At 59.2% G+C, this 21084-nt stretch carries 13 protein-coding genes; 10 read left to right on the top strand and 3 right to left on the bottom strand.

Going from position 1 to position 21084, the window contains the following annotated elements; translation table 11 throughout:
* Positions 1–2 precede the first annotated feature (2 nt).
* The 10 genes from AC6FTP_RS15035 to AC6FTP_RS14990 all read left to right on the top strand — a co-directional run bounded on the left by AC6FTP_RS15035 (position 3) and on the right by AC6FTP_RS14990 (position 12704).
* Positions 3–812, top strand: coding sequence for an aldo/keto reductase (locus AC6FTP_RS15035; RefSeq protein WP_497207736.1), 810 nt, complete (start codon positions 3–5; stop codon positions 810–812).
* Positions 809–2383, top strand: a complete 1575-nt coding sequence (locus AC6FTP_RS15030; protein WP_497207735.1) for a hypothetical protein — start codon at positions 809–811, stop codon at positions 2381–2383. The genes AC6FTP_RS15035 and AC6FTP_RS15030 overlap by 4 nt, the downstream gene beginning before the upstream one ends.
* Entirely contained in the window at positions 2380–3111 is a 732-nt protein-coding gene (locus AC6FTP_RS15025; RefSeq protein WP_497207734.1) for a phytanoyl-CoA dioxygenase family protein, read from the top strand. The genes AC6FTP_RS15030 and AC6FTP_RS15025 overlap by 4 nt, the downstream gene beginning before the upstream one ends.
* Before the next feature lie 64 nt (positions 3112–3175).
* Entirely contained in the window at positions 3176–3502 is a 327-nt protein-coding gene (locus AC6FTP_RS15020; RefSeq protein WP_497207733.1) for a DUF1905 domain-containing protein, read from the top strand.
* On the top strand, positions 3499–5940 hold the full coding sequence (locus AC6FTP_RS15015) for a M14 family zinc carboxypeptidase (RefSeq protein WP_497207732.1): 2442 nt from the start codon (positions 3499–3501) through the stop codon (positions 5938–5940). Before AC6FTP_RS15020 ends, AC6FTP_RS15015 begins: the two co-directional genes overlap by 4 nt.
* A gap of 29 nt (positions 5941–5969) precedes the next feature.
* Positions 5970–7577, top strand: coding sequence for a phosphate ABC transporter substrate-binding protein (locus tag AC6FTP_RS15010; protein ID WP_497207731.1), 1608 nt, complete (start codon positions 5970–5972; stop codon positions 7575–7577).
* Positions 7574–9106, top strand: coding sequence for a hypothetical protein (locus AC6FTP_RS15005; protein ID WP_497207730.1), 1533 nt, complete (start codon positions 7574–7576; stop codon positions 9104–9106). The genes AC6FTP_RS15010 and AC6FTP_RS15005 overlap by 4 nt, the downstream gene beginning before the upstream one ends.
* A gap of 69 nt (positions 9107–9175) precedes the next feature.
* Positions 9176–10684 (top strand): glycoside hydrolase family protein, encoded by a 1509-nt coding sequence (locus AC6FTP_RS15000; protein ID WP_497207729.1) that lies wholly within the window; start codon positions 9176–9178, stop codon positions 10682–10684.
* Positions 10685–10778: 94 nt separating this feature from the next.
* Positions 10779–11090: a DUF485 domain-containing protein gene (locus AC6FTP_RS14995; RefSeq protein ID WP_497207728.1), complete on the top strand. Its 312-nt coding sequence runs from the start codon at positions 10779–10781 to the stop codon at positions 11088–11090.
* Between the two features lie 39 nt (positions 11091–11129).
* A complete protein-coding gene (locus AC6FTP_RS14990; protein WP_497207727.1) occupies positions 11130–12704 on the top strand; it encodes a solute symporter family protein in 1575 nt (524 codons plus the stop codon).
* A 26-nt stretch (positions 12705–12730) separates the two neighbouring features.
* Here the strand turns inward: AC6FTP_RS14990 and AC6FTP_RS14985 are convergent, their stop codons facing one another.
* The 3 genes from AC6FTP_RS14985 to AC6FTP_RS14975 all read right to left on the bottom strand — a co-directional run.
* Positions 12731–18088 (bottom strand): S8 family serine peptidase, encoded by a 5358-nt coding sequence (locus tag AC6FTP_RS14985; protein ID WP_497207726.1) that lies wholly within the window; start codon positions 18086–18088, stop codon positions 12731–12733.
* A 205-nt stretch (positions 18089–18293) separates the two neighbouring features.
* Positions 18294–19844 carry a PQQ-binding-like beta-propeller repeat protein gene (locus tag AC6FTP_RS14980; protein WP_497207725.1) on the bottom strand — a complete coding sequence of 517 codons (1551 nt, stop codon included), beginning with the start codon at positions 19842–19844 and terminating at the stop codon, positions 18294–18296.
* 118 nt (positions 19845–19962) lie between these two features.
* A partial coding sequence (locus AC6FTP_RS14975) for a ThuA domain-containing protein (RefSeq protein ID WP_497207724.1) occupies positions 19963–21084 on the bottom strand: 1122 nt, incomplete at its 5' end.

The following is a 21084-nucleotide window of genomic DNA, read 5'->3' as shown; positions in this document are numbered from 1 at the left end:
TCATGCCCACCACTCACATCGGCCTCGGCTGTGTCACCTTCGGTCGCGAAATCGACGAAGCTGCCTCATTCGCGTTGCTCGATCACGCGCTGGAGCGCGGCGTTCGGCATTTCGACACGGCAGCAGCTTATGGCGGAGGAGCTTCGGAAACGATTCTCGGCAAGTGGCTCGCCTCGCGGAAGCCCGAAGGCATCACCATCGCCACAAAGATTCTTCCTCCGTATGACCACATCGACATCACCCCCAGTCTGAAACGACTTGGCGTGGATCAGATCGACCTGCTTTATCTGCATCAGTGGCACGAAACGGCGCTGCAAGGGGACTCCAAACTCGAAGGGCTGCCCGTGAAGCAATTTGGAGCCAGCAACTTTAGCTTGGAGCAACTCCGCGCCGCCGGATCGCGCTTCCGGGTCGTGCAAAACAATCACAACCTCGCTGTTAGCGATGTAAGTGACGAGTTCCGCGCCTATTGCACTGTGAACGACATCGCCATCGTCACCTACAGCCCGCTCGGTGCCGGATTCCTCACCGGAAAGCATCAGCATGGCGTTCAGGCTGGTTCACGCTTCGAGATCATTCCTGGTCATCAGCAGGTGTATTTCCATGAGTCAGCCTATCAGCGACTCGCGAAGCTCGAAGCCGTATCCAAACGCACCGGGCACTCGCAGTCGCATCTCGCCCTCGCATGGGCTTTGCATCAGCCAGGCATCGACACCGTGCTCATCGGCGGACGCACGCCTGCGCATCTCGATCAAGCCTTCGCCGCGCTGAATTTCGATGATGCGGCACTCTTTACCGAACTTACCGCATGAAGACGCTGTTCATTCTCTTCGCCCTCTGCCCTTTGCTCTTCGCAGCGGAGCCGCTCGTGCTCATGCAGAATCTCGACGGTGATTTGTCCTTCACAGGCAACACACCAGAGGAATCGAAGGCGAACCTCGAAAATCTCATCGACGACATCGCCAGCGGCCCGGCGAAAACGCTCATGTGGTCCATCGGCGCGGGTTCGGACATTCTCTACTACCAGACGAAGATCGCCAGCACCTGGGGCTGGCGTCACACGAAATACAGCGACGATCCGAAGTGGAAGACACGCATCGAGCGCTGTCGCCTCGCCACCGAGGCCGGACTCGATGCGCCACGCATTGCTGGTGAGCACGCGAAGAAGCGCGGCATGGCTTTCTACCCATCCTACCGGATGAACGACGGTCACTACACCTCCGATCCGCTGCATTACCCGCTCACTGGCAAGTTCTGGATGCAGCATCAAGACGCCGCCATCGGTGCCTCGCCTGTCGCTGGATACGATGGCTACAAGCATCTGCTCAACTACGCCCGCGAAGATGTGCGCGCCTATCGCCTCGCCGTGATCATGGAGGCCATGGATCGTTATGCTGACGTGATGGACGGCTTCGAACTCGATTTCAATCGCTTCCAAATTTTCTTCCCTCCCGGCACCGCCGCGCAAAACGCGCATCTCATCACCACAATGCTCGAAAAAATCCGCACGCGACTCAATGCCGTCTCGACCGAGCAAAAGCGTCCGATGAAGCTCATCGTCCGCGTGCCACCAGCGATTCACAATTGCACCTGGTCCGGCCTTGATGTTGGCACCTGGATGAAGCAGCGCCTCATCGACGCTATCATCCCCGCGCAGACCATGACGCTCTCGCATGACATGCCGCTGGCTGAGTTCGTGAAGATCGCCAAACCAGCGGGCTGCGAGGTCATCGGCTCACTCTATGGCCGCTCAGGCTACCACTGGCCGTTCTCTGCCGCGCATGACATCGCAGCCTATTCTAAAGAAGTCTCACGCACGCCCACGGCGCCGCAGTTTCTAGGCGCGGCACTGAATCAGCAGCATCTTGGTGTCTCGGCTCACCAAATCTACAACTACATCCTGCACACGGATTCAGCGACCGTTCAGGCGCTCACCACGCAGCAGGGTGTCCGCCGTTATCTGGTGACGACGAGTTACTTCCATGACCGCGAGGACACCTATGAGTATCGCAAGCAACTCCCCGCCGCCTTGAAACTGGGTGAGAAAGTCACGCTTCGGCTGCTTGTTGGAGAAGATGCGTCGAAAACCACTGCACACCTTCGCCTAGGCCTCCACGGTGCCAATCAGGCCTATGGTGATGTTGCTTTGACCGTGCTCATCAATGGCCGCGCATTGCATGAAGGCTCTGTAGCCAACCAGCTCGTCGTCACGACTGGCAAACGCCACGGCATCGCGTCCTCGCCTGCCACCGAGGCCTATGTCCAGTGGCCGATCAACGACACCACACTCTTGCGTGAAGGTTGGAACACTCTCGACATCACTCTCACGTCCTCATCCCAGCCCCTGCAACTCGTCGAAACCGAAATCGCCATTCAGCCATGAGCAATACCGAACTCCTCAACATCTACGAGCGCGACGGCGTTGTGCTCGTCCCGCAGTTCCTCAGCACCGAAGAAGTCGCCGCTGTGCGTGCCGAACTCGACCGCTACATCCGTGATGATCTCGCCGCGCAGCCCATTGATGCTCGCACGTTCGAAAAGGATGAGACGTCCGTGCGCAATCTCTGGCGCTTGGAGAAATACAACACCTTCTTCCGCCAACTTGGTGAGCGTACCGACATCCTGACCTTCATCGCTCCGTTCGTGCATGGTGAGCCGTTGCTTGTCGGCGTCGAGACTTTCAACAAACCCGCCCGCATCGGCTCTGGCGTGCCGTATCATCAGGACAACGCCTACTTCTGCCAAACGCCACCAGACATGCTCACCGTGTGGATCGCCATTGATGCTGTGACCGAGGCAAACGGCCCGGTCTTCTTCGTCAAAGGCTCCCACAAAGAAGGTATGCGACCCACCAAGCCCAGCGGCGTGCGTGGCAACAGCATCGGCATGGCCGAGCCATCTCCCGTGCCGCTCACCGATCAATTCTGTGGACTGCTCGCCCCCGGCGATGCCACCATTCATCAGTGCGAGACGATCCATCACTCTGCACCGAACACGACCGAGTTTTCACGGCTTGGACTGCTGCTTGTCTATCGCGGCAGCCACACCCAGACCGATCCCAAGCTCAAAGAAGCCTACACTGCCGCCGTCGCCGCCACGCCACCCGCATGAACAAGGAGGGGCAGTTTCCAACCGCCCTCGGCGCTTGGAAAGCGCTGCTCCTTGTCCCCAATCCATGAAACCCACTCGCGATCCCTTTGACGAAGTTCACCACTTCACCGGCACGCTCTTCACCACAGAAGGCAAGGGTGCCTGGACCTTCGTTGCTCTGCCGAAAAGCATCTCGCCACCCGTCACCGGCTCCTGGGGCATGACGCCGGTCATCGCGAATGTGGATGGCAAAACGTGGAAGACCACGATCTGGAAGGACTCGAAAAGGAAGAAGACATTTCTCCCTGTGCCGAAAAAGATTCGCGGCCACAAACGCGACGGTGACAAGGTCGAAGTGGAACTGCGTATGGATCGCGAACGCATCCTCGGCCCCATCCATCCACTCGAATGAAAGCACTCCTCACCGCACTCTGTTTCAGTCTGGCAGCGCTGGTCTCTGCGCAGGAGAAGTATCCGCCGATGCATCGCCTGACGTGGGAGGAGTATGCGGGGACGCTGGCGCATTGGTGGAAGGCGTATCCGAAGGTCGCTGTGCTCGAATCGCGTGGCATGAGCGGGCAGAACATGCCGGTGTATTTGCTGAAGATCACGGACCCGACGGTGAAGAGCACGGACAAGCAGGTCTGTCTCGTCACCACGCTGCACAGCGGGCCGGAGCGCACGGGCACGAGCGGAGCGATGGCGTTTGCCGAGTGGATGCTGAGCGATGATCCGCTGGCGGTTGAGACGCGGAAGAAGCAGATCATGCTCATCATGCCGTGCGTGAATCCGCTGGCGATGTTTTACACGGATCGCTTTCGCAATGAGCACGGCGTCGATCCTTACACAGGCACGGGTCGCATCGGGAAGCTGTGGGATGTGAAGTCGCTCACTCTGACGAAGCCGGAAGACGCGCCCGAACTCGCTGCTGTGCTGTCGGTGATCGACGAATACCAGCCGGAGGTGCATGTGGACCTGCATGGCACGGGTTTGCAGGAATATGCGCCAGAGCAGCTCGGCTCGCGGCGCATGTATCAGGGCCAAATCATGACGGAGGTGACTGGCGGGGCGTATTCGAACTACGCGCTACGCCCGTGGGACTGGCGTGTGACGGAAGCGATGATCGAGGCGGGTAAAGCGGCGGGATTTCCATCGGATCGCTTCGAGGCGGATGCACAGCGCACGTTTTGGGGACCGGAGCTGGCACCGCTGGGCAAGAAGCTATGGCACGGCATGCCGATGTTTTATTCCGCGCACTACGGCTACGCGAAGTATCACACGATGGTCATCACGCAGGAGGTGGCCTGGGAGCAGAGCCTCGTGGCGAGGATGAAGGGCCTCATGAAGATCGGCAACGATGCGTGGCTGGATGAAAAAGCGCCCGGCTATCCCGTGAACCGCATGAGGCACTTCGTCGGTCATTACGTCACCGCGTATGGCCGGAACGCGACGGAGCGCCGAGCAAGCCGGGTGGAGCTATGGAATCAGCAGAGTGAGTTTGCGCTCGGTTTTCTCTATCCGCAGACCGTGGGCCGCGAGAGCCTCGTGGTGGCCACGACGGCCGCGGCGAAGAAAAAGATCGTCGCGAAGGAGTTCCCTGAGGCGGTGACAAAGTTCATTGCCGCCGGTCCTGAGCTCAAAGTGGCGATGGAAACGCCGAACGAGCAACTGCTCGCCGCAACGACGGATGCGAAGATCACGAAGGGCATCGGTTTTCGGCTGCGATTGCCCTATCGAGCACCCACCAAGCTCGATGTGCGACTCAATGGCCGCGCCTTAAAGCCCGTAGCGGCCGATGGCTATGAAAGCTGGTTCGCGGATGGCTTCACGCAGGTGCAGGTAAACGTGCCGCCGCAGAAACTCGTGGCAGATGGACTCTACTTCATCACCTGCGCCTACGAGCCCGATGAGCAGCGCCCGAACGGCTGGATGCCACCTGCTGAGGTACGCAAACTTTACGCCACCGACAAGGCCGCTGCCACGCCCGCGACCTTCGTCGATGTGGCGTATGGTCCGCACTTCCGCCAGACGTTGGATGTATGGCTCGCCAAGTCCACAAAGCCGACGCCGGTTGTGTTTTACATCCACGGCGGTGGCTGGGGAGCGCAGGACAAGACGGACATCCATCAGCATCTGGATGTGCGTGCGTTTCTCGATGCAGGCATCTCCGTGGCGTCGATCAACTACCGCTTCCTTGCCGATGCGAACGCCGCGAAAGTCTCGCCACCACTGCAATGGCCTCTTCAGGATGCCGCGAGGGCTTTGCAGCATCTGCGCTCGAAAGCCAGCGAGTGGAACCTCGACAAAACACGCGTCGCCGCGAGTGGCGTGAGTGCGGGTGGCTGCTCCAGCCTCTGGCTGGCGATGCATGATGACATGGCCGATCCGAAGAGCGCTGATCCCATCGCCCGTGAGTCCACGCGGGTGCTTTTCACCGTCACCAAGGCTCCGCAGCCCTCGCTGGATCCCAAACAGCTCGTCGAGTGGATCCCCAATAGCGAGTACGGCGGCCATGCTTTCGGTTATGTTGGTAAAACTCGCCCTGAGACCTTCGCCCCCTTCCTCGCGAACCGTGACAAGCATCTCCTCGACCTCAGAGAATGGTCACCGATGTCTCACGCCAGCGCCGATGATCCGCCCGCGATCCTTTTGACCACCAAAGAAGACAAAACACCCATCAAAGGCGAGCCGCAGAAGGACCCCACGCATAGCGCCGTGCTCGGTTTGATGCTTCAGGACACGTTGCGACCCCTCGGTGTGAAATGCGAGGTGCGGCACCCTTTTGATGGCAAACCAGAAACGACGATGCAGGAGGTGCTGATGCAGCAATTGACCGCCCAAAAGCCATGACTCGCCTTTTACTACTTTGCCTTCTTGGAATGCCTGCCCTAGCCGCTGATATCTCCGGTCTCTGGATGATGGGACAGTCCCTTGGCGATGGCTCAGAATCGCTGCCGGTGGTGAGTGAGAAGGGCAGCGCTTGGGGGAATGTGATGTTTCGGCGCGGGGTGCGAACGTGGTTGGCGAAGGACAATTCGGCGACGCCGGAGAAGAGGCCTGATGAACAATTTCAGCTCGTGCCGCTGCGGGCGACGGCGAATGGCGGGCTGGGTGAGACTGTGGCGAATGGGATGGCGGATCATCTCAAAGTGGCGCTCAATACGAAAGACGCGCCGCCGTATCTCGTGGCGTGTGCTGGGCAGGGTGGACGGCAGATTCAGGAGCTGTCGAGTGCGGATCTTTCGACCGATGAGCGAACGCCAGAGTCGCGGCGGAACGGTGGCGGGTATTACAAGACAAGCCTGGATGATGCACGGCGGGCGATGGAGCAGGCAATGGCCATGGGCGCGAAGTTTGAAGTGAAGGCTCTCTACTGGATGCAAGGCGAAGGCAATGGTGGGCCAACGGGTGGCATCGTGCCAACGCGCTGGGATGCGGAAATTCCGCGCAAGGAGGGTCTGGCTTGGTATCGCGATCAACTCATGGCGTATCGCAAACAGTGGTCGGCCGATTTGTGCGCGATTACGGGACAGCATGGCGAGCTGCCAATGTTCGCTTATCAAACTCTCGGCCCTTCGGGCGATGCGCAACTCATGGCGGCGGATGCAGATGCTTCCATCTACCTTGTGGGACCACACTACGCGGTGCCGAGCGCGATCAACAGTCGCACGACTCAAGGCCGCCACGGCGATCCGATTCATCTCTCCGCTGACGGCGAGCGCTGGTGGGGTGAGCAGGTGGGCAAGGTGATGCATCGCGTGCTGCATCAAGGCGAGGACTGGCAGCCGCTGCGACCGCGTCACGCGAAGCTCGATGCGGCACGCGATGGCGTCGTGATCGAGTTCACCGTGCCGCGTCCGCCGCTGGTGATCGACACGAGCTCCCTCGCACGACAGGAAATCGTCACTGAGGGAGGATTCACCTCACTGGCTGGATTCCAAGTGCGTGGCGGCAATGGGCGGGCGCTGACGTTGACCGCTGTGGAGATCGTCTCGCCAACGAGCGTGCGCATTCGCTTCGCCAACGCGATGCCTGCGGGCGAAAAATGCCGGGTAAACTATGGTCATCCTTTCGCTGCGGCGTTGGGGACGATTGCGACGATCCAAAAGACTGCTGATGGCAATGAGGAGATGGTGCTCACGCGGAGTTTTGCCGAGGTGCTGAAGCCGCTGACTGATGAAGGTTCCTTCCTCGTGACGAACATCTCCGGCGCTAACACCCGCGTGCCGATCCGCAGCGTGCGTGAAGACAACTGCGTCACCTTGCTACGCTACGAGCCGCGTGAACTGCGCAATGGAACACCTTTTGCCATTGGGCAGCCAGTGGTGGCACAGCGGTCGTTCAGCTACGGCAATGTGCGAGACTCCGATCCCGAGCGGTCGGTTTACACCTTCGGCGATGCCAGCTATGGCACGCGTGCGGGGCAGGCGTATCCGCTGTGGAATTGGTGCGTGTTGTTCTCCGACTTCGACGTTGAAGCGCCATGACACGACTTCTTTTTCTGCTCTGCCTGCTGACCTCGCCACTCATCGCGGGGGAGCTTTTCGATGAGGCAAAAGCGAAGACGCTCTTCGCCTTCGATAACATCGCCATTCCACACACGCAGAACTTGAAACTCGAAATGCGACAGCCAGTGCGGTTTGAAGGGAACCCTGTGGTGCAGCGAGGTGGGCCGGGCACGCTGGACGCGCATGGCGTGCAGTTTTATGGCTCAATCATCCGCGACGGTGGGAAGTATCGGATGTGGTATGTGGCGTTTGATGATGCGGGCAAAGGCGCAGTAGCCTCGGAGCGGTGGCGGGCGGCTTATGCCGAGAGCGCGGATGCTGTGACGTGGGTGAAGCCGGAGCTGGGGCTGGTGGAGTTTCGTAGCAGCTCGAAGAACAATCTCGTGGATGTCGGAGGCGCGTGGGGCTTTGTAAATTTGAAGGTGATCAAGGATGAAACCGATCCCGATGCCACGCGCCGCTACAAGATGACGACGCATGTCTATTTCCGGCATAACACACGACTCGGGACACTGCTGCCGTTTGTGAGCGCGGACGGGCTAACGTGGCGGCCAGTCAAAGAGGTCAATCCGGTCAAAGGTGAGCTGCGCAAACAAGACCTGCTGGTGCCGGGATTCCATCTTGAGCCAGCCTGCGGGCTGTATCAGTGGAACGGGCAGTATTTCCTGACAGCGCAGAATGCGATGCCGCACACGCAGCATTATCAGGGACGTGTTGTGCGGCTGCATCGCAGCGCGGACTTTGTGAACTGGTCGGCGACGAGCACTCTGGCCTTTGTGCGCACGCCGCAGCATGAGTATCTCGGTGCGGGGAAGAGTCGTGAGGGGGAGCAGAACCACGAAGGCATTGCGGTGTGGAATCGTGGGAATGTTTTGCTCGGCATCTATGGTCGCTGGCATGGCGCGGCAGAGTGGAAGGATGTGTCTGTCGATCTGGGTTTCGTGCTGAGCAATGATGGTCACAACTTCCGCGAGCCAAAGCATGAATGGACTTTCCTCGAACGCGGCAAGGACGGTGCATGGGATCAAGGTGGCATCATCCAGGGCCAGGGCTTTGAGAACATCGGCGAGAAGACTTTCGTGTACTATGGCGCGTGGGACCCGAGAGCGACTGGTGGACCAGAAGTGAAACGCGGTGGCGTGGGGATCGCAGTTTTGCCGCGAGATCGTTTTGCTGATCTGGTGGTCGATACGAGCGGCGAGGGATCTGGGGATTATCAGATGCCAAAGGTGACGGCGGAACTTGTCACGGATTTGATCTCAGTGAAGGAGCCACACTTCTTTGTCAACGCGGAAGGTATGGGTGATGAAGCGGCTTTGCGCGTGGAACTGCTCGATCACCTTGAGCGGCCAGTTCCAGGATACAGCGTCGTTATTCGTCAAAATGGCTTCCAAACACCGGTGGACTTCAAAAGCGACACGAAGCTGCCAGAACGCTTGCGGTTGCGGATCGTCTTTGAAGGCCCGAAGCGCACCGACATCCGGCTGAGCGCGGTTTATGTGAAGTGATCGGCTGGTCTGCCTATTGAACCAGGAACTTGTGCTGGTAGGGGCCTGGCTGGAGTTCAAAATCAGCACATGAAACCCAGCCTTTGCCTCCTGAGTTGTCTCGCGCTCCAGATTCATGCCGCCGAGCAGGTGTTTTTCGCCTTTGATGACCACAACATCGCCTGGCAGCACAATTTAAAGCTCACGCTTGAGACCGCACAGAAGCATCCGGCAAATCCCGTGCTGCGGAGCGGCCCGCCCGGCTCGCCTGATGCAGGCCACGCCATCCTCTACGGCACTGTTTTGAAGCAAGGCGACACCTTTCGCATGTGGTATCTCGGCATGCATGAACCGGAGATCGTCAAAGGACAGGCCCCCGGCTGGTGGCGGCCCATGTGCTACGCCGAAAGCAAGGATGGCGTGACTTGGACAAAGCCCGATCTCGGCCTCGTGGACTTCAACGGCAGCAAAAAGAACAACATCTGCCTCATCGAGGGCGAGCCTCACTCGATGACGCGTGTGAATGACTTCCTCTCGGTGCTTTTCGAGCCGGACGAGTCTGATCCGTCGAAGCGATACAAATGCGCCTACATCGCCCACATGCCCATCGAGGACGTGAAAGGCGGTCGCAGCCAAATCGGCCCAAATGAGAAGCGCTGGGGCTCGTTTGTCACCGCCACGAGCGCCGACGGCCTCACCTGGAAATGCGTCGGAGATCGCCCAGCCAATGCAGGCGGCGAGCGCTTCGAGGTCAGCGGCCTGTATCGCTTTGGCGACTTCTATTACGCCACCGGCCAGCTTCTCAGCCCGTGGTCCTGGCGGCCCGATGGCCGCGACATCGGCCGCGACATGCTCGCGTATCGCTCACCAGACTTTGTGACTTGGTCGAAGGCCAAAGCACTCTCCTATGCGCGCCCCGGTCAGCTTTCCGAAGTGCCTGTCAAAGGCCAGCAGATGCACATGGGCGCCGGTTTGTGGAATCGCGGCAACGTCATGGTCGGTCTGCACGGCATGTGGCAGGACGCCAATCAACCGCCACCCAAAGGGGCAAGCTGGAACCTCGGCGTCCACGTCGATCTCGGCCTCATGATCAGCAACGACGGCGTGCACTTCCGCGAGCCTGTGCCGGGTTTTCAAATCATCCCGCGCGGCAAAGAAGGCGAGTGGGATGATGTCGCGATCCTCCAAGGTCACGCCTTCGTGAACGAGGGTGACAAGACGATGATCTGGTATTCGCACTGGGACAGCGGCGGCGTGCTCGAAGACATGGACATCGGCCTCGCCACCCTGCGCCGCGATGGTTTCGGCTCGCTGTCACGCAAGGTGGCGGAGGAAGAAGGGCACTTCATCACAAGTCCATTCGAGGCGAAGGAGATCGCAGTGAACGTGGATGGCATCACCCCGGATGCACCGCTTTCGATTCAGCTCCTTGACCATCTTGACCGTGTTCTTGACGGCTACGACGCGAAGGTGGTCACGAGTGGTGTGCGAGTCCGGCTCAGCTTTGCAAAACCTCTGCCAGCAGGCAAGAAGCTCGCTCTGCGTATGAACATCCCTGCAAACAGCCTCGCTAGGATCTACGCCGTCTATCTCGAATAGCCCATCGGGCGCGGCACGCCACCCGGCGGAGCATTTTCTTCAGGCAGATTTCCCTTCTTGCCACGCTAGGCCTGATCCCCTAGCCTCCGCGCCCATGTCCGACAAAAAATCCCCCGTTGATTGGGAACGCCTCGAAGCGAAGCCCGAATTCCGCGCCCTCATCCGCAAGAAGGCCCGCTTCATCATCGGTGCCACCATCTTCTTCATGTCCTATTACCTGGCCCTGCCCATCCTCGTCGGTTACTTCCCCGACCTGATGAAAAAGAGGGTCTGGGGTGAGGTGAACATTGCCTACGTCTTCGCGCTCTCGCAGTTCTTCATGGCCTGGATCATGGCCTTTGTGTACGTCCGCGCAGCCACTGGCTGGGACAAGTCCGCCGCCAGTGTCATCAGCGACCAGCATTGATCCCAACTCTCCCATTCTTCCCCTTCAGCGTTTTCTCTCATGTCCATCTCTCTCATCATGTTCCTCGGCTTCGTGGCCCTCACGTTGCTGATCACTTTCTGGGCCGCAAAAAAGAACACAGGAGCCAGTGCCTACTTCGCCGCCGGGCGTAGCATCACCGGTTGGCAAAATGGCCTCGCCGTAGCCGGCGACTACATGAGCGCAGCCTCCTTCCTCGGCATCTCCGGGATGATCTGCTTCTCAGGTTATGACGGCTTCATGTACTCCGTCGGCTTCCTCGTCGCCTACATCACCGTCTTGCTCGTCGTCGCCGAACCGCTGAGGAATGCAGGCAAGTACACCATGGCTGACCTTTTGGCCTACCGCCTTTCACCACGCCCCGTGCGGGCCATGGCCTCCCTGAGCACCCTGACGGTCTCCACTTTCTACATGATCGCGCAGATGGTCGGAGCGGGTGGCATCATCAAAGGGTTGATCGGCATCGACTTCGCGCCTGCCGTGATTGGCGTGGGCGTGCTGATGCTCGTGTACGTCGTCTTCGGCGGCATGTTGGCCACCACCTGGGTGCAGATCATCAAGGCGCTGCTGCTCATGGCTGGTGCCATTCTACTGAGTTACCTCGTACTCCAGTATCACGACTTCAGCTTCACCACCTTCTTCAATGCTGTCTCCAAAGCGGACTATGCGGGCTCCGCCGAACCTAAGAATCTCCTGGAACCTGGACTCAAGTTTGGCGTTGCTGTCGCCGGCCCCTGGGGACCATTAGACCTTGTTTCACTGGGTCTTGGACTGGTATTAGGCACTGCTGGCCTGCCTCATATCCTTGTACGCTTTTACACCGTGCCGGATGCCAAAACGGCCCGCTCCAGTGTCGTCTGGGCCATGGCCATCATCGGCATCTTCTACATCATGACCACCTTCTTCGGCTTCGGTGCCGCCACCATCCTGAAAAAAGCCATCATCATGACGGCAGAAGGCAAACCCAATCCCAACATGGTTGCCCCGTTCCTCGCTCAGGAACTCGGCGGCGAACTCTTTTTCGCCTTCATCAGCGCCGTCGCCTTTGCCACCATCCTCGCCGTCGTCGCCGGTCTGACCATGAGCGCTTCCGCTTCATTCGCCCATGACTTCTATTCCAACGTCCTCCACCACGGCAAAGAAAACCGCCCAGGGCAGGAAGTGAAGGTTGCCCGCATCACGGCCTTTGTCGTCGGAGCCGTCAGCATTGGACTCGCCATTTTCCTCGGCCCAAGTGTGAACGCAGCCTTCCTTGTCGGCCTCGCCTTTGCTGTCGCAGCAAGCGCGAATCTGCCGGTCATCATCTTCAGCGTCTTTTGGAAAAGGTTTAACACCTCCGGTGCCGTGGCCAGTCTTGCCACCGGCTTGATTTCCGCCATCGGCCTGATCCTCATCAGCCCGAATGGCATCTTTGGAAAAGCAGGGGCCATCTTCCCTTTGGAAAATCCAGGCATCGTCAGTATTCCCCTCGGCTTTCTCGCTGGCTATCTTGGCACCATCCTGACCCCGCGAGATCCTGAAGCTGAAGCCAAGTTCGCCGAACTTACCGTTCGTGCCCATACTGGACTCGGCTCAGAAAAAGCCACGGCTCACTGAGCCAGCTATTCTGCGGGTTCAGACTGCTACGGCACCTCCACCCGCAGGCGAACGAACGTCGGAATTCCGCCATCCATCGCTGGCACAAGCCTGACGCTGACCGTCTCGGTGACGCCATCGCCTGTTGGCGTGACACTGAGTTCTTCGGCATTCGATCCCGCCGACTGCCATGCGGCAAGCGTCGTGGATGTTTCGAGATGATATTGCACGCCAGATGGATTCGAGAGCAGGCGACGATAGCTGAAGGTAAGATGGCGATGACCTGTGTTGCCATCCATTGCTGTGCCAGTTTGAGGGAGCGCGCCCATGCCAAAGCTGCCAGCATGGAAGGCATAATCGAGAAGTGCGCCGACTCCGTTGGCGTCGGCATCGGCAGCCGGGTCAGACAGGCGCAGGATGCTCCAAGTTTCCGTGCGCGTGTTCGGCGGCACCGCATTGTCACTGGCGCTGATGGTAAAGGTGTTCATGCCATCCGCGAGCGATGTCAGGCTTTGAGTCCAGGTGGCAAAGGCATCTGCGGAAGAAGCCCCACCGCCATTCACTGTAACGGAGGCGATGCCACTCAAGTCCGAGCCGCCGCCCTGCAGAGTCAGGTGATCCAGCAATATCACACCACCCGTGCCCGGAGTCAGCACCAGCGACGGAGCTGTGGCATCCTGCGTTGATCTTTGCGGCTCCGACCACGCACCTGTAAGCCCTGCGGCGCGAGCTCGTGCACGGTAGTGATAGAGCTGGCCGTCAGCGAGGCTGGAGTAGCTTTGCTGAACAGCGGTGACGAATCCTGTGGTGATGGCATCACTGAAATTGCTGACGGTGGCGCGCTGCACCTCATACTCATAGCCACTGCCAAGCGCCGCCCATGAAACCGTGTTGCTGGTGCCGCCGGTGAACAGAGGCTCCGCGGCGAGCACGAGATCATTCACCGCCACGACGTCGATCAGCGATGACACCCCCGTGATCGCTGAGTTCGTCGGCAGCATGGCCTTGAGCCAGGCATCTTCCACGGCGGTTTGTATCGTGACATTTCCACTCCACGAGCCATGAACAAAGCTTCCACTCGTGCCGGGAGTCATCGTCAGCGCAGTCTCGGCGCGGCCAAAGCGGAGATTCGGCAGAGTGTTTGAGGATGCTCCCTGCGGCAGCGCTGCTGCCCAGGTCAAAGGGTCGCCATAAGCGCTGTCCGTGCGGAAACTTAGCGTACGGTTCAGCGTGGTGATGGTACTGCGCACGGTGCCGTCACTCGAGTAGTCGTTGTTGTTGAAGCTGACATCGACCATCAGGTTCATCGAACCGTCGTAATCGAAGGGTGTGGTGAAGTTGACCGAGTTCCAACCGAGGGAAGAAAGCGTGACATTGCCGCTGAAAACGGTGACCCAGCCATCGCTTTCCCAGGTGCGTTCATTGAAGGGATAGCTCGCACGGTTGGTGTGCTTCAGACGAATGGTAAAGTCCTTCAGAAGCTGTCCTGGCAGTTTCGCTACATCAAGGGCAAGCGAAGTCAGACGCCCCGCTGAGCCAACCTCAGAAGGTGTGTAAATGCTCTGCATCCGGGCATCGTGGTAGTAGCAGGCCAGTGGATAAAACCATGCGTAGGTGCCGGTGCCCGTTGTCGTTGGATCAGTCTGGGCATGGGCGGAAAGCGTCACCGGACCCGTGAAGCCATCGATTTCATTGTCCCATTCATCATAAGCCGTGACGCGGCTCGTGAAGGCACTGCCACGCGCAGCAGCAGCAGGCACATCCGACCAGCCAAAGTGATGCACCGCACCCACGGGTGGCACCGTGAAGCTCCACACCGGCCCAGCGCGTATCTGTGCACCCCGATGTGCGATGATCCGCCAATGATAGGTCACTCCTGGCTCCAGCCTCGGTAAGGTCAGCAGCGCAGATTCCACGTTGCCCACGAGTTCGGCAGGCACAGGTAGTGTGCCAAACAAGACATCATAGCTGTCAGGTGCACCGCCGCTTACGCTATCGTAACTCCAGGCCAAGTCACTCTCGGGATGAGTGGGCGAGTTGAGGTGCGTTGGAGATGGGTTCACCGGCAGAGCAGGCTGCTCATCATCACTCACGATCATGATGCCCGAGCCAGTGGCAAAACCAGCCGCCGTGGCCGTCACGCTCACATTTTGATCTCCATCCACCAAAGCATCATTCACGAGATTCAGATCAAAGACGGTCTCGCTGGCCCCTGCGGGGATCTGCACACTCAGTGGCACATTCAATTCCGAGGAGTCATTGGAGCTTAGCGTCACTGTTAGTGCATTCACCAGCGTTCCCGGCACACTCACCACACCACCACCGACGACAACCCCAGTACTTTCCAAGGTTGGCGAGGTCAGCGAAACCGAGAGCTGAGTGGCTTCATTGTCCAATACTTGAAGCGATGCATTGGCCAAAGGCCAGTTGGTGACACTGGCGGTGATGGACACGTTTTGTGTGCCATCGATCAAATCGTCCTCCGGCATGGTGAGTGTGAAAAAGGCCTGTGTCTGACCTTGAGGAATGATCACTGTGGCAGGCACATCCACCTCACCGTAATCATTGGAACTCAGCGCCACCTCAACAGGCACCACGGCAGCGCTCGGAATGTTCACCTGTGCTTGATTTGAGATGGCAGGTGAACCTTCGAGCACATTGGCGGGAAGGCTGAGCGTGAGCGTCGTGGATTCATCGTCATGCACCTGAATCGTGGCGCTGGAGCTTGGCCAGGTGGCGGCAGTGGCGGTGATTATCACACTCTGTGTGCCATCGACGCGTGCGTCGTTCATCGGCGTCACGCTAAAGGCTGCCTGAGTCTGACCGGAAGCAATTGTCACCGTCGGGGGAAAGGTGATTTCCTCCCCGGGTCTATTCGAGGCAAGAGCGATGACCAGATCACCAGCAGGTGCCGGAGCCACCATCACTGTCGCGGTGCCTGTGGCTCCGCCTTCCGTGAGCACGTTGGGGAGAAGCAAGCGCAGCTGTTTGTCAGGCACAGCGTGAAGTTCGATGTCATCCAGATTCCAACCCGACTGAGGGTAGGCATCTGGTGTTGTCACGGTGTGTCCCCAGCGCACAAAGACCTGACTATGACCATCAGCTAGGGACGCGAGATCATGCTCCACGAAAGTCCACTCTTCATCCCGTGGCGTATTGATGTCGTTCTGCCAGACCATGTCCCAGTTGGAGCCATCGGTGGAAATCTCCACACTCGTGGTCACCCAGGGCTGGTAATCGGCATTCAGCCAGCGTTGATAGCGCAGCTTGGTACCATGTCGTCCGCTCATGCTAAACGGGCCTGCGGTGAGATACTGCGGCGTGCTGCTGCTCACGGCATAGTCACCGGCCAGATTGATGCCGAAGACCTTTGTGCCGGTCGCGCCGGCAGCAGGATCGGGATTGCCAAAACTCACGGCTCCCTGACCCAGCGGTGTGCCATAGGCCCATTCTCCCGTGCGTGCCCAGCCCGGATCAATGTCCAGGTTTGAACTGAAGACAGGTGCGGCGTTGACTTCCAGCGAGATCGCCCGGGTCTGAATGCGACCAGTGGAGGTGCTGGTGATCATCACGATGCCGGTGTGGGTCGTGGCGAGCAGTTGATTTGCGTTGGCATTAACAGTGACCGTGACCTGGGCACTCTCACCTGCCGCGAGAGTTCCACTGGCAGGTGAAAGAGTAATCCATGAGCCAGTCACGTCAGCCGTCCAAGGCCGTGGTGATGTGCCATGGTTCGTTAGCGTGAGGGTATGCGTCGCTGGTGTGAATGGGCCACCAATCGGTCCGCTGGCACTCAGTGCATCTGCCGGCGACGCTAGTATGTCATCACTGGCAAGCATGGCATTGTAGAGATTCAGCCGTCCACCGGTCACGGTCTTGCCAGTCATGGCTGGCAGCGGATTCACCGTGTTGAGGATCATCTCCCTCACTTGCAGATGGCTAAGCCCAGGTTTGTAACTTTTGAGCAAAGCGCAGGCTCCGGCCACATGAGGTGCCGCCATGGAGGTGCCATTTTTCAGGCCGTAACCGCCATTCTGGAGCGTGCTGTAAATCTCATTTCCAGGCGCAGCGAGATCCACGGATGTCAGGCCAAAGTTGGAGAACGAGGCCATCCCATCTGTCCGTGTCGTGGCAGCCGCAGAGAGAATGTTTGGGCTGTCGTAAGCCGCCGGATACTCGGGAAAAAGATCGATGTTCGAGGCATTGTTGCCCGCCGCTGCCACAAAGAGGATTCCTGCGGCATGAGCCTCATTGATCGCGTCCTTCATCGACTGCGTGTAGCTGGTACCCGTGTAGGAATTCGAGGTCACAGTGACACCGAGTGCCGTCGCGTAAGAGATGGCTTCCGCTCCATCGGATTCGAACCCATTGCCCGCTGCGTTCAGGAACTTCAGTCCGAGGAGCGACACCTCCCAGCATACTCCGCTCACGCCTGTCCCGTTGTTTCCAGAACCTCCGATGGTTCCCGCGCAATGCGTTCCGTGGCCGTTGTCGTCGTTGGGATTGTTATCCGAGTTTACCCAGTCCCAGCCTCGGGTGTCATCCACATAGCCGTTACCATCATCGTCGATTCCATTGCCAGCGACCTCGCCGGGATTCGTCCATAGGTTGGCCACCAGATCGGGGTGAGTTTGATCAATGCCTGTATCAATCACGCCCACCACCACGGCGGCGCTGCCTGTGCTGAGGTTCCATGCCTCGGGCGCATCAATGTCTGCGTCCACCGTGCCGCCTGACTGACCCGTGTTATGCAGGCCCCAGAGCGTGGAGAATGATGCGTCATTCGGCACGGCCTGCACGCTCATGATATGATCAGGCTCCACCACGAGGATGTGATCTTTGAGCTTCGACAGGCGCGAGACAGCGCGTGGCACCGTGTCGAGCTTCGGTTCACTGAATGCCACGAGCCAAAGTCCTGATGCTGGCATCCGGCTTCGTACACTCGCTCCGCCGTCACTAAGTATCGCTAGCAGTTCCGCCTCGGTCATCTTCGGGTTCCGCAGCTTAACCATGACGTGATCGCCAACCATTGCGCTCTGACGCACGAGTTTGTCACCCTGAGCAGAGCGCACGAGTTCATCCTCCACGCGCACGAGCGGATATTTGAGCAAAGTATCCCGCACGAGGCGCACCCGGCGCACGTGTGATGTGCCCGTCTCCGTTCTCATCACCGTCTCCAGCTGATCCAAAATCTCTCGTGCGGCGAATCGATCCTCGACCTGTCTCCCCTGTCGCAGTCCGCTACGCTGCGCGCTCCAGGCTGGGGTCGTCTTCACGCTCTGACGATTTTGCGGATTGGGACTGGGCAATGCGGCCCCATCTCCTCGCCCGGCCATCCACCACAGGCACAGCCCCGCCGCTGCAATCGCAGCCAGCCCGAACAAGCCCTGGAGAAGGCGTTTCATGCAGCAGGAGAAGTGGCAGAGAAATCACGGCGTCTATGCCGTGGGCAGTCAGACAGCCATGAAAGGCCGCCCGTTGAACCGGTATTCCAAACATTCCACCGGGCAATGTCGAGTTTGGAACCCTGCCTTGTGACTCAAAAGAGTCGTTTGAGACTTGCCAGTTTCAAAGATTACGGCTGAACCTGCGTCTCCAAACTCCAGAGCTTCACTTCTCAGGACGAAGATCAAAGCACACCAACTTCTCACGCTGGCGAACGATGAGCCTGCCGTTGCTGAGGGCAGGGGAGGTGCAGCCCATGCCCTCGATCTTGGGCCGGGCGAGCTGGTGGTAGCCATCCGGGGCGGCTTTGACCATGCGGAGATGGGTGCCATTGTTCTCGAAGACCATGAGCTTGCCATCAGCGAGGATGGGGGAGGTAATGGTGCTCTGAACTTCGTTCTCCAGCCAACTGACTTTGCCAGTGGCAAGCTCCACGCACTGGTGCTTGCCACCGCACATGAGATAGACATGACCTTCATGGATGATGGGGCTGCCGCTGTAGCGCATGGTGACCCAAAAGTGCGACCAGGCTGCCTTTGGTGGGCCCTCTTTCTGCCACTGATAGGCACGCAGCCCAACGTCCTTCGCACCACTGTAAATGACGAGCCAGTCGCCGTGAGTCACCGGGGAGGACTGGCCGCCGCCTTCGATCTCCCAGAGTACTTTGCCGTCCTTCGGCGAGACGCCATAGATGCTGTTATTGCCTACCATGAGCAGGGCAGGATTACCCGATGTCGGCTGCCACCAGGCGGGGCTGCCCGTGTTGCTGCGGACGTCTTTTTGCTCCCAGAGCAGTTTCCCGTCAGCCACGGCATAAGCCTGGGCGCGACCAGCGGCGATGTACACCGTATCACCCACGATCAAGGGCGATGCTGCGGGGCCGTTGGCAGGCAGGGGCGCTTTCCAGATCTGTTTCCCATCCTTCTGATCGAGGCAGTAAAAGTGGGTGCTGCATGCGGCAAAGACTTTGCCATCCACGACTGCCGCCGTGCTGCTGGAACTGCGGCCAGACGGCTTGCCTTCGGCTTCAAACTTCCACATCTGCTTGCCCGTGTTGATATCCAGACAGACGACCACGTCCTTGCCCACCTTGATCGTGTTCGGCACAGCGGCGAGCAGCTTGTCCTTCACAGGCTGGGAGAATTTTTCTTCCTCCATCCACTTCTTGAATTCATCGGCATTGGCGAAAGGTTTGCCCTCGCGCTTGGAGACGCGGGCGAGTTCTTCAAGCGGCAGAGCCGTCTTCCCAGCTTTGAAACGTGATTCTGCCCATTTGCCCAGGCTGATGTCTTCCTTCGGAGTCAGGTTTTCTTTGCGCCAGGCCAGCATCCATTCGTCGAACTTGGTGCCACGCATGGCTGGCAGATTCAGGCGCGTCTCCTCCATCTTCTTCATCAGTTCGGGCGTCACTCCACGGTAGTTCATCTGCTGCATGACCTCGCTGTCGATCTCACGCTGCTCGGAGGGGATGCGCTCGTGCCAGACGACGGACATGATGACCTGCTCACCAGCGACGACGGGGCTGCCATGGCCGCCGTAGTGATCGCTTGGGATGTATTCGCTCTCCCAGACCTTCTTCAAACCCGCCTCCGGGAAGCTCTCGGCAATGGGGGAGGTATCTGTGGAGACACCGTCACGGTTTGGCCCGCGCCATTGAGGCCAGTCAGCGTGAGCGGTGAGAGATGTGAAGGTGAAGAGAAAAAGAAGACGGCGCATGGCGGGACGGTGAACGGCTGTCAGGCGTGATGACTTGCAGTGAACCAACGCACCCAAAGAAAGAAGCCCTCAAGCCCCGGAGGGAGCTGAGGGCTTCGTCATTGGCGGTGGGATTTTTCTACTTCCCGCTGCTCCACTTCGCGGCGTTGATAATGAGCTGCTGGTAGGGCTTCAGATCATGCACCCGTGCGTCGTGACCGAGGGCGATGCCGACGATTTTGGCTTTCGGGTGCTCGGTGATCCACACACTCGGGTGGCCGACCTTGTATTTGTCGCTCGGGCTGGTTTCAGCGAGCACGGTGATCTTCGCGGTGCCGGGCGGGGTGCCTTCGGCGTTCATGTAATACAGTTCGTCTTCGACGGTGAAGCTTGCAGGGATCCCGGTCATGACGGGGTGATCAGCCTTCACGGCCTTCACATCGAAGGGATGAATCTTGTCGTGACCGCGGGCGCCGCCGCCGACGATGTCGCGATTGATCTCCGGCCAGCCAGCGAAGCCATACCAGGTGCCGGGGTGGAGCATGACGATGCCTTTGCCTGCGGCGGCGAAATCGAAGAGGGCTTTGCGGTAGGCGGCGGTGTCGAAGAATTTGCGGTTCACGCTGATGATGGCGACGTCAGCGTTCGCGAGTTCCTTCGCGGCTTGATCGCGATCTTCGGTGTAGTTCACGGAGAATCCGGCGGCTTTGAGCGTGGCCACATCGGTTTTGCCGAAGAACTCGGCGAAGTTGTGCGAACTGCCGCCGCCGATGACGAGGACTTTGGTTTTATCTCGCTTCCAGACTTGCTTGAGATTCTTTTCACCAAATTGCCGGGTGAGGACTTTGGGGTTCTCGGCTTCCCATACGATGGGCGCGGCAGGAACGAGCGGGCCATCGCCTTTACCGCCTTCTTTGGGGCCGGTTTCGGGGCCTTGCGCGGCTTTGGCCTTGTCTTTGCCACGCGCAGGTGGCGGCGGACGTTTGGAGGCATCGGCGCTGAGCGGCGCGGGGCCTTTGCCTTCAATGTCAGCCGTGACGGCGATGATGACCGGCGGTGTTTTGTTCCCGGCGGGGCTTTCGAGGATCAGCGTCTTGGCGATGCCTTTCTTCGTGAGTTCCAGCGTGAGGAGGCGCGGCTCCTGGCCGTCGGCGAGGCCTTCGATGCCTTTGGAGCCGGGGACTTCGACGGGGCGGATGTAATCGCTGAAGTGGATGCCGTTGACGAAGGTGAACTCTTCCTTCTCACCGCCTTCATAGAC

Source organism: Prosthecobacter sp. (assembly GCF_044378005.1).
Lineage (GTDB): Bacteria > Verrucomicrobiota > Verrucomicrobiia > Verrucomicrobiales > Verrucomicrobiaceae > Prosthecobacter.
The sequence above is the reverse complement of the archived record's forward strand: the minus strand, read 5'-3'. Positions and strand labels throughout refer to the sequence as shown.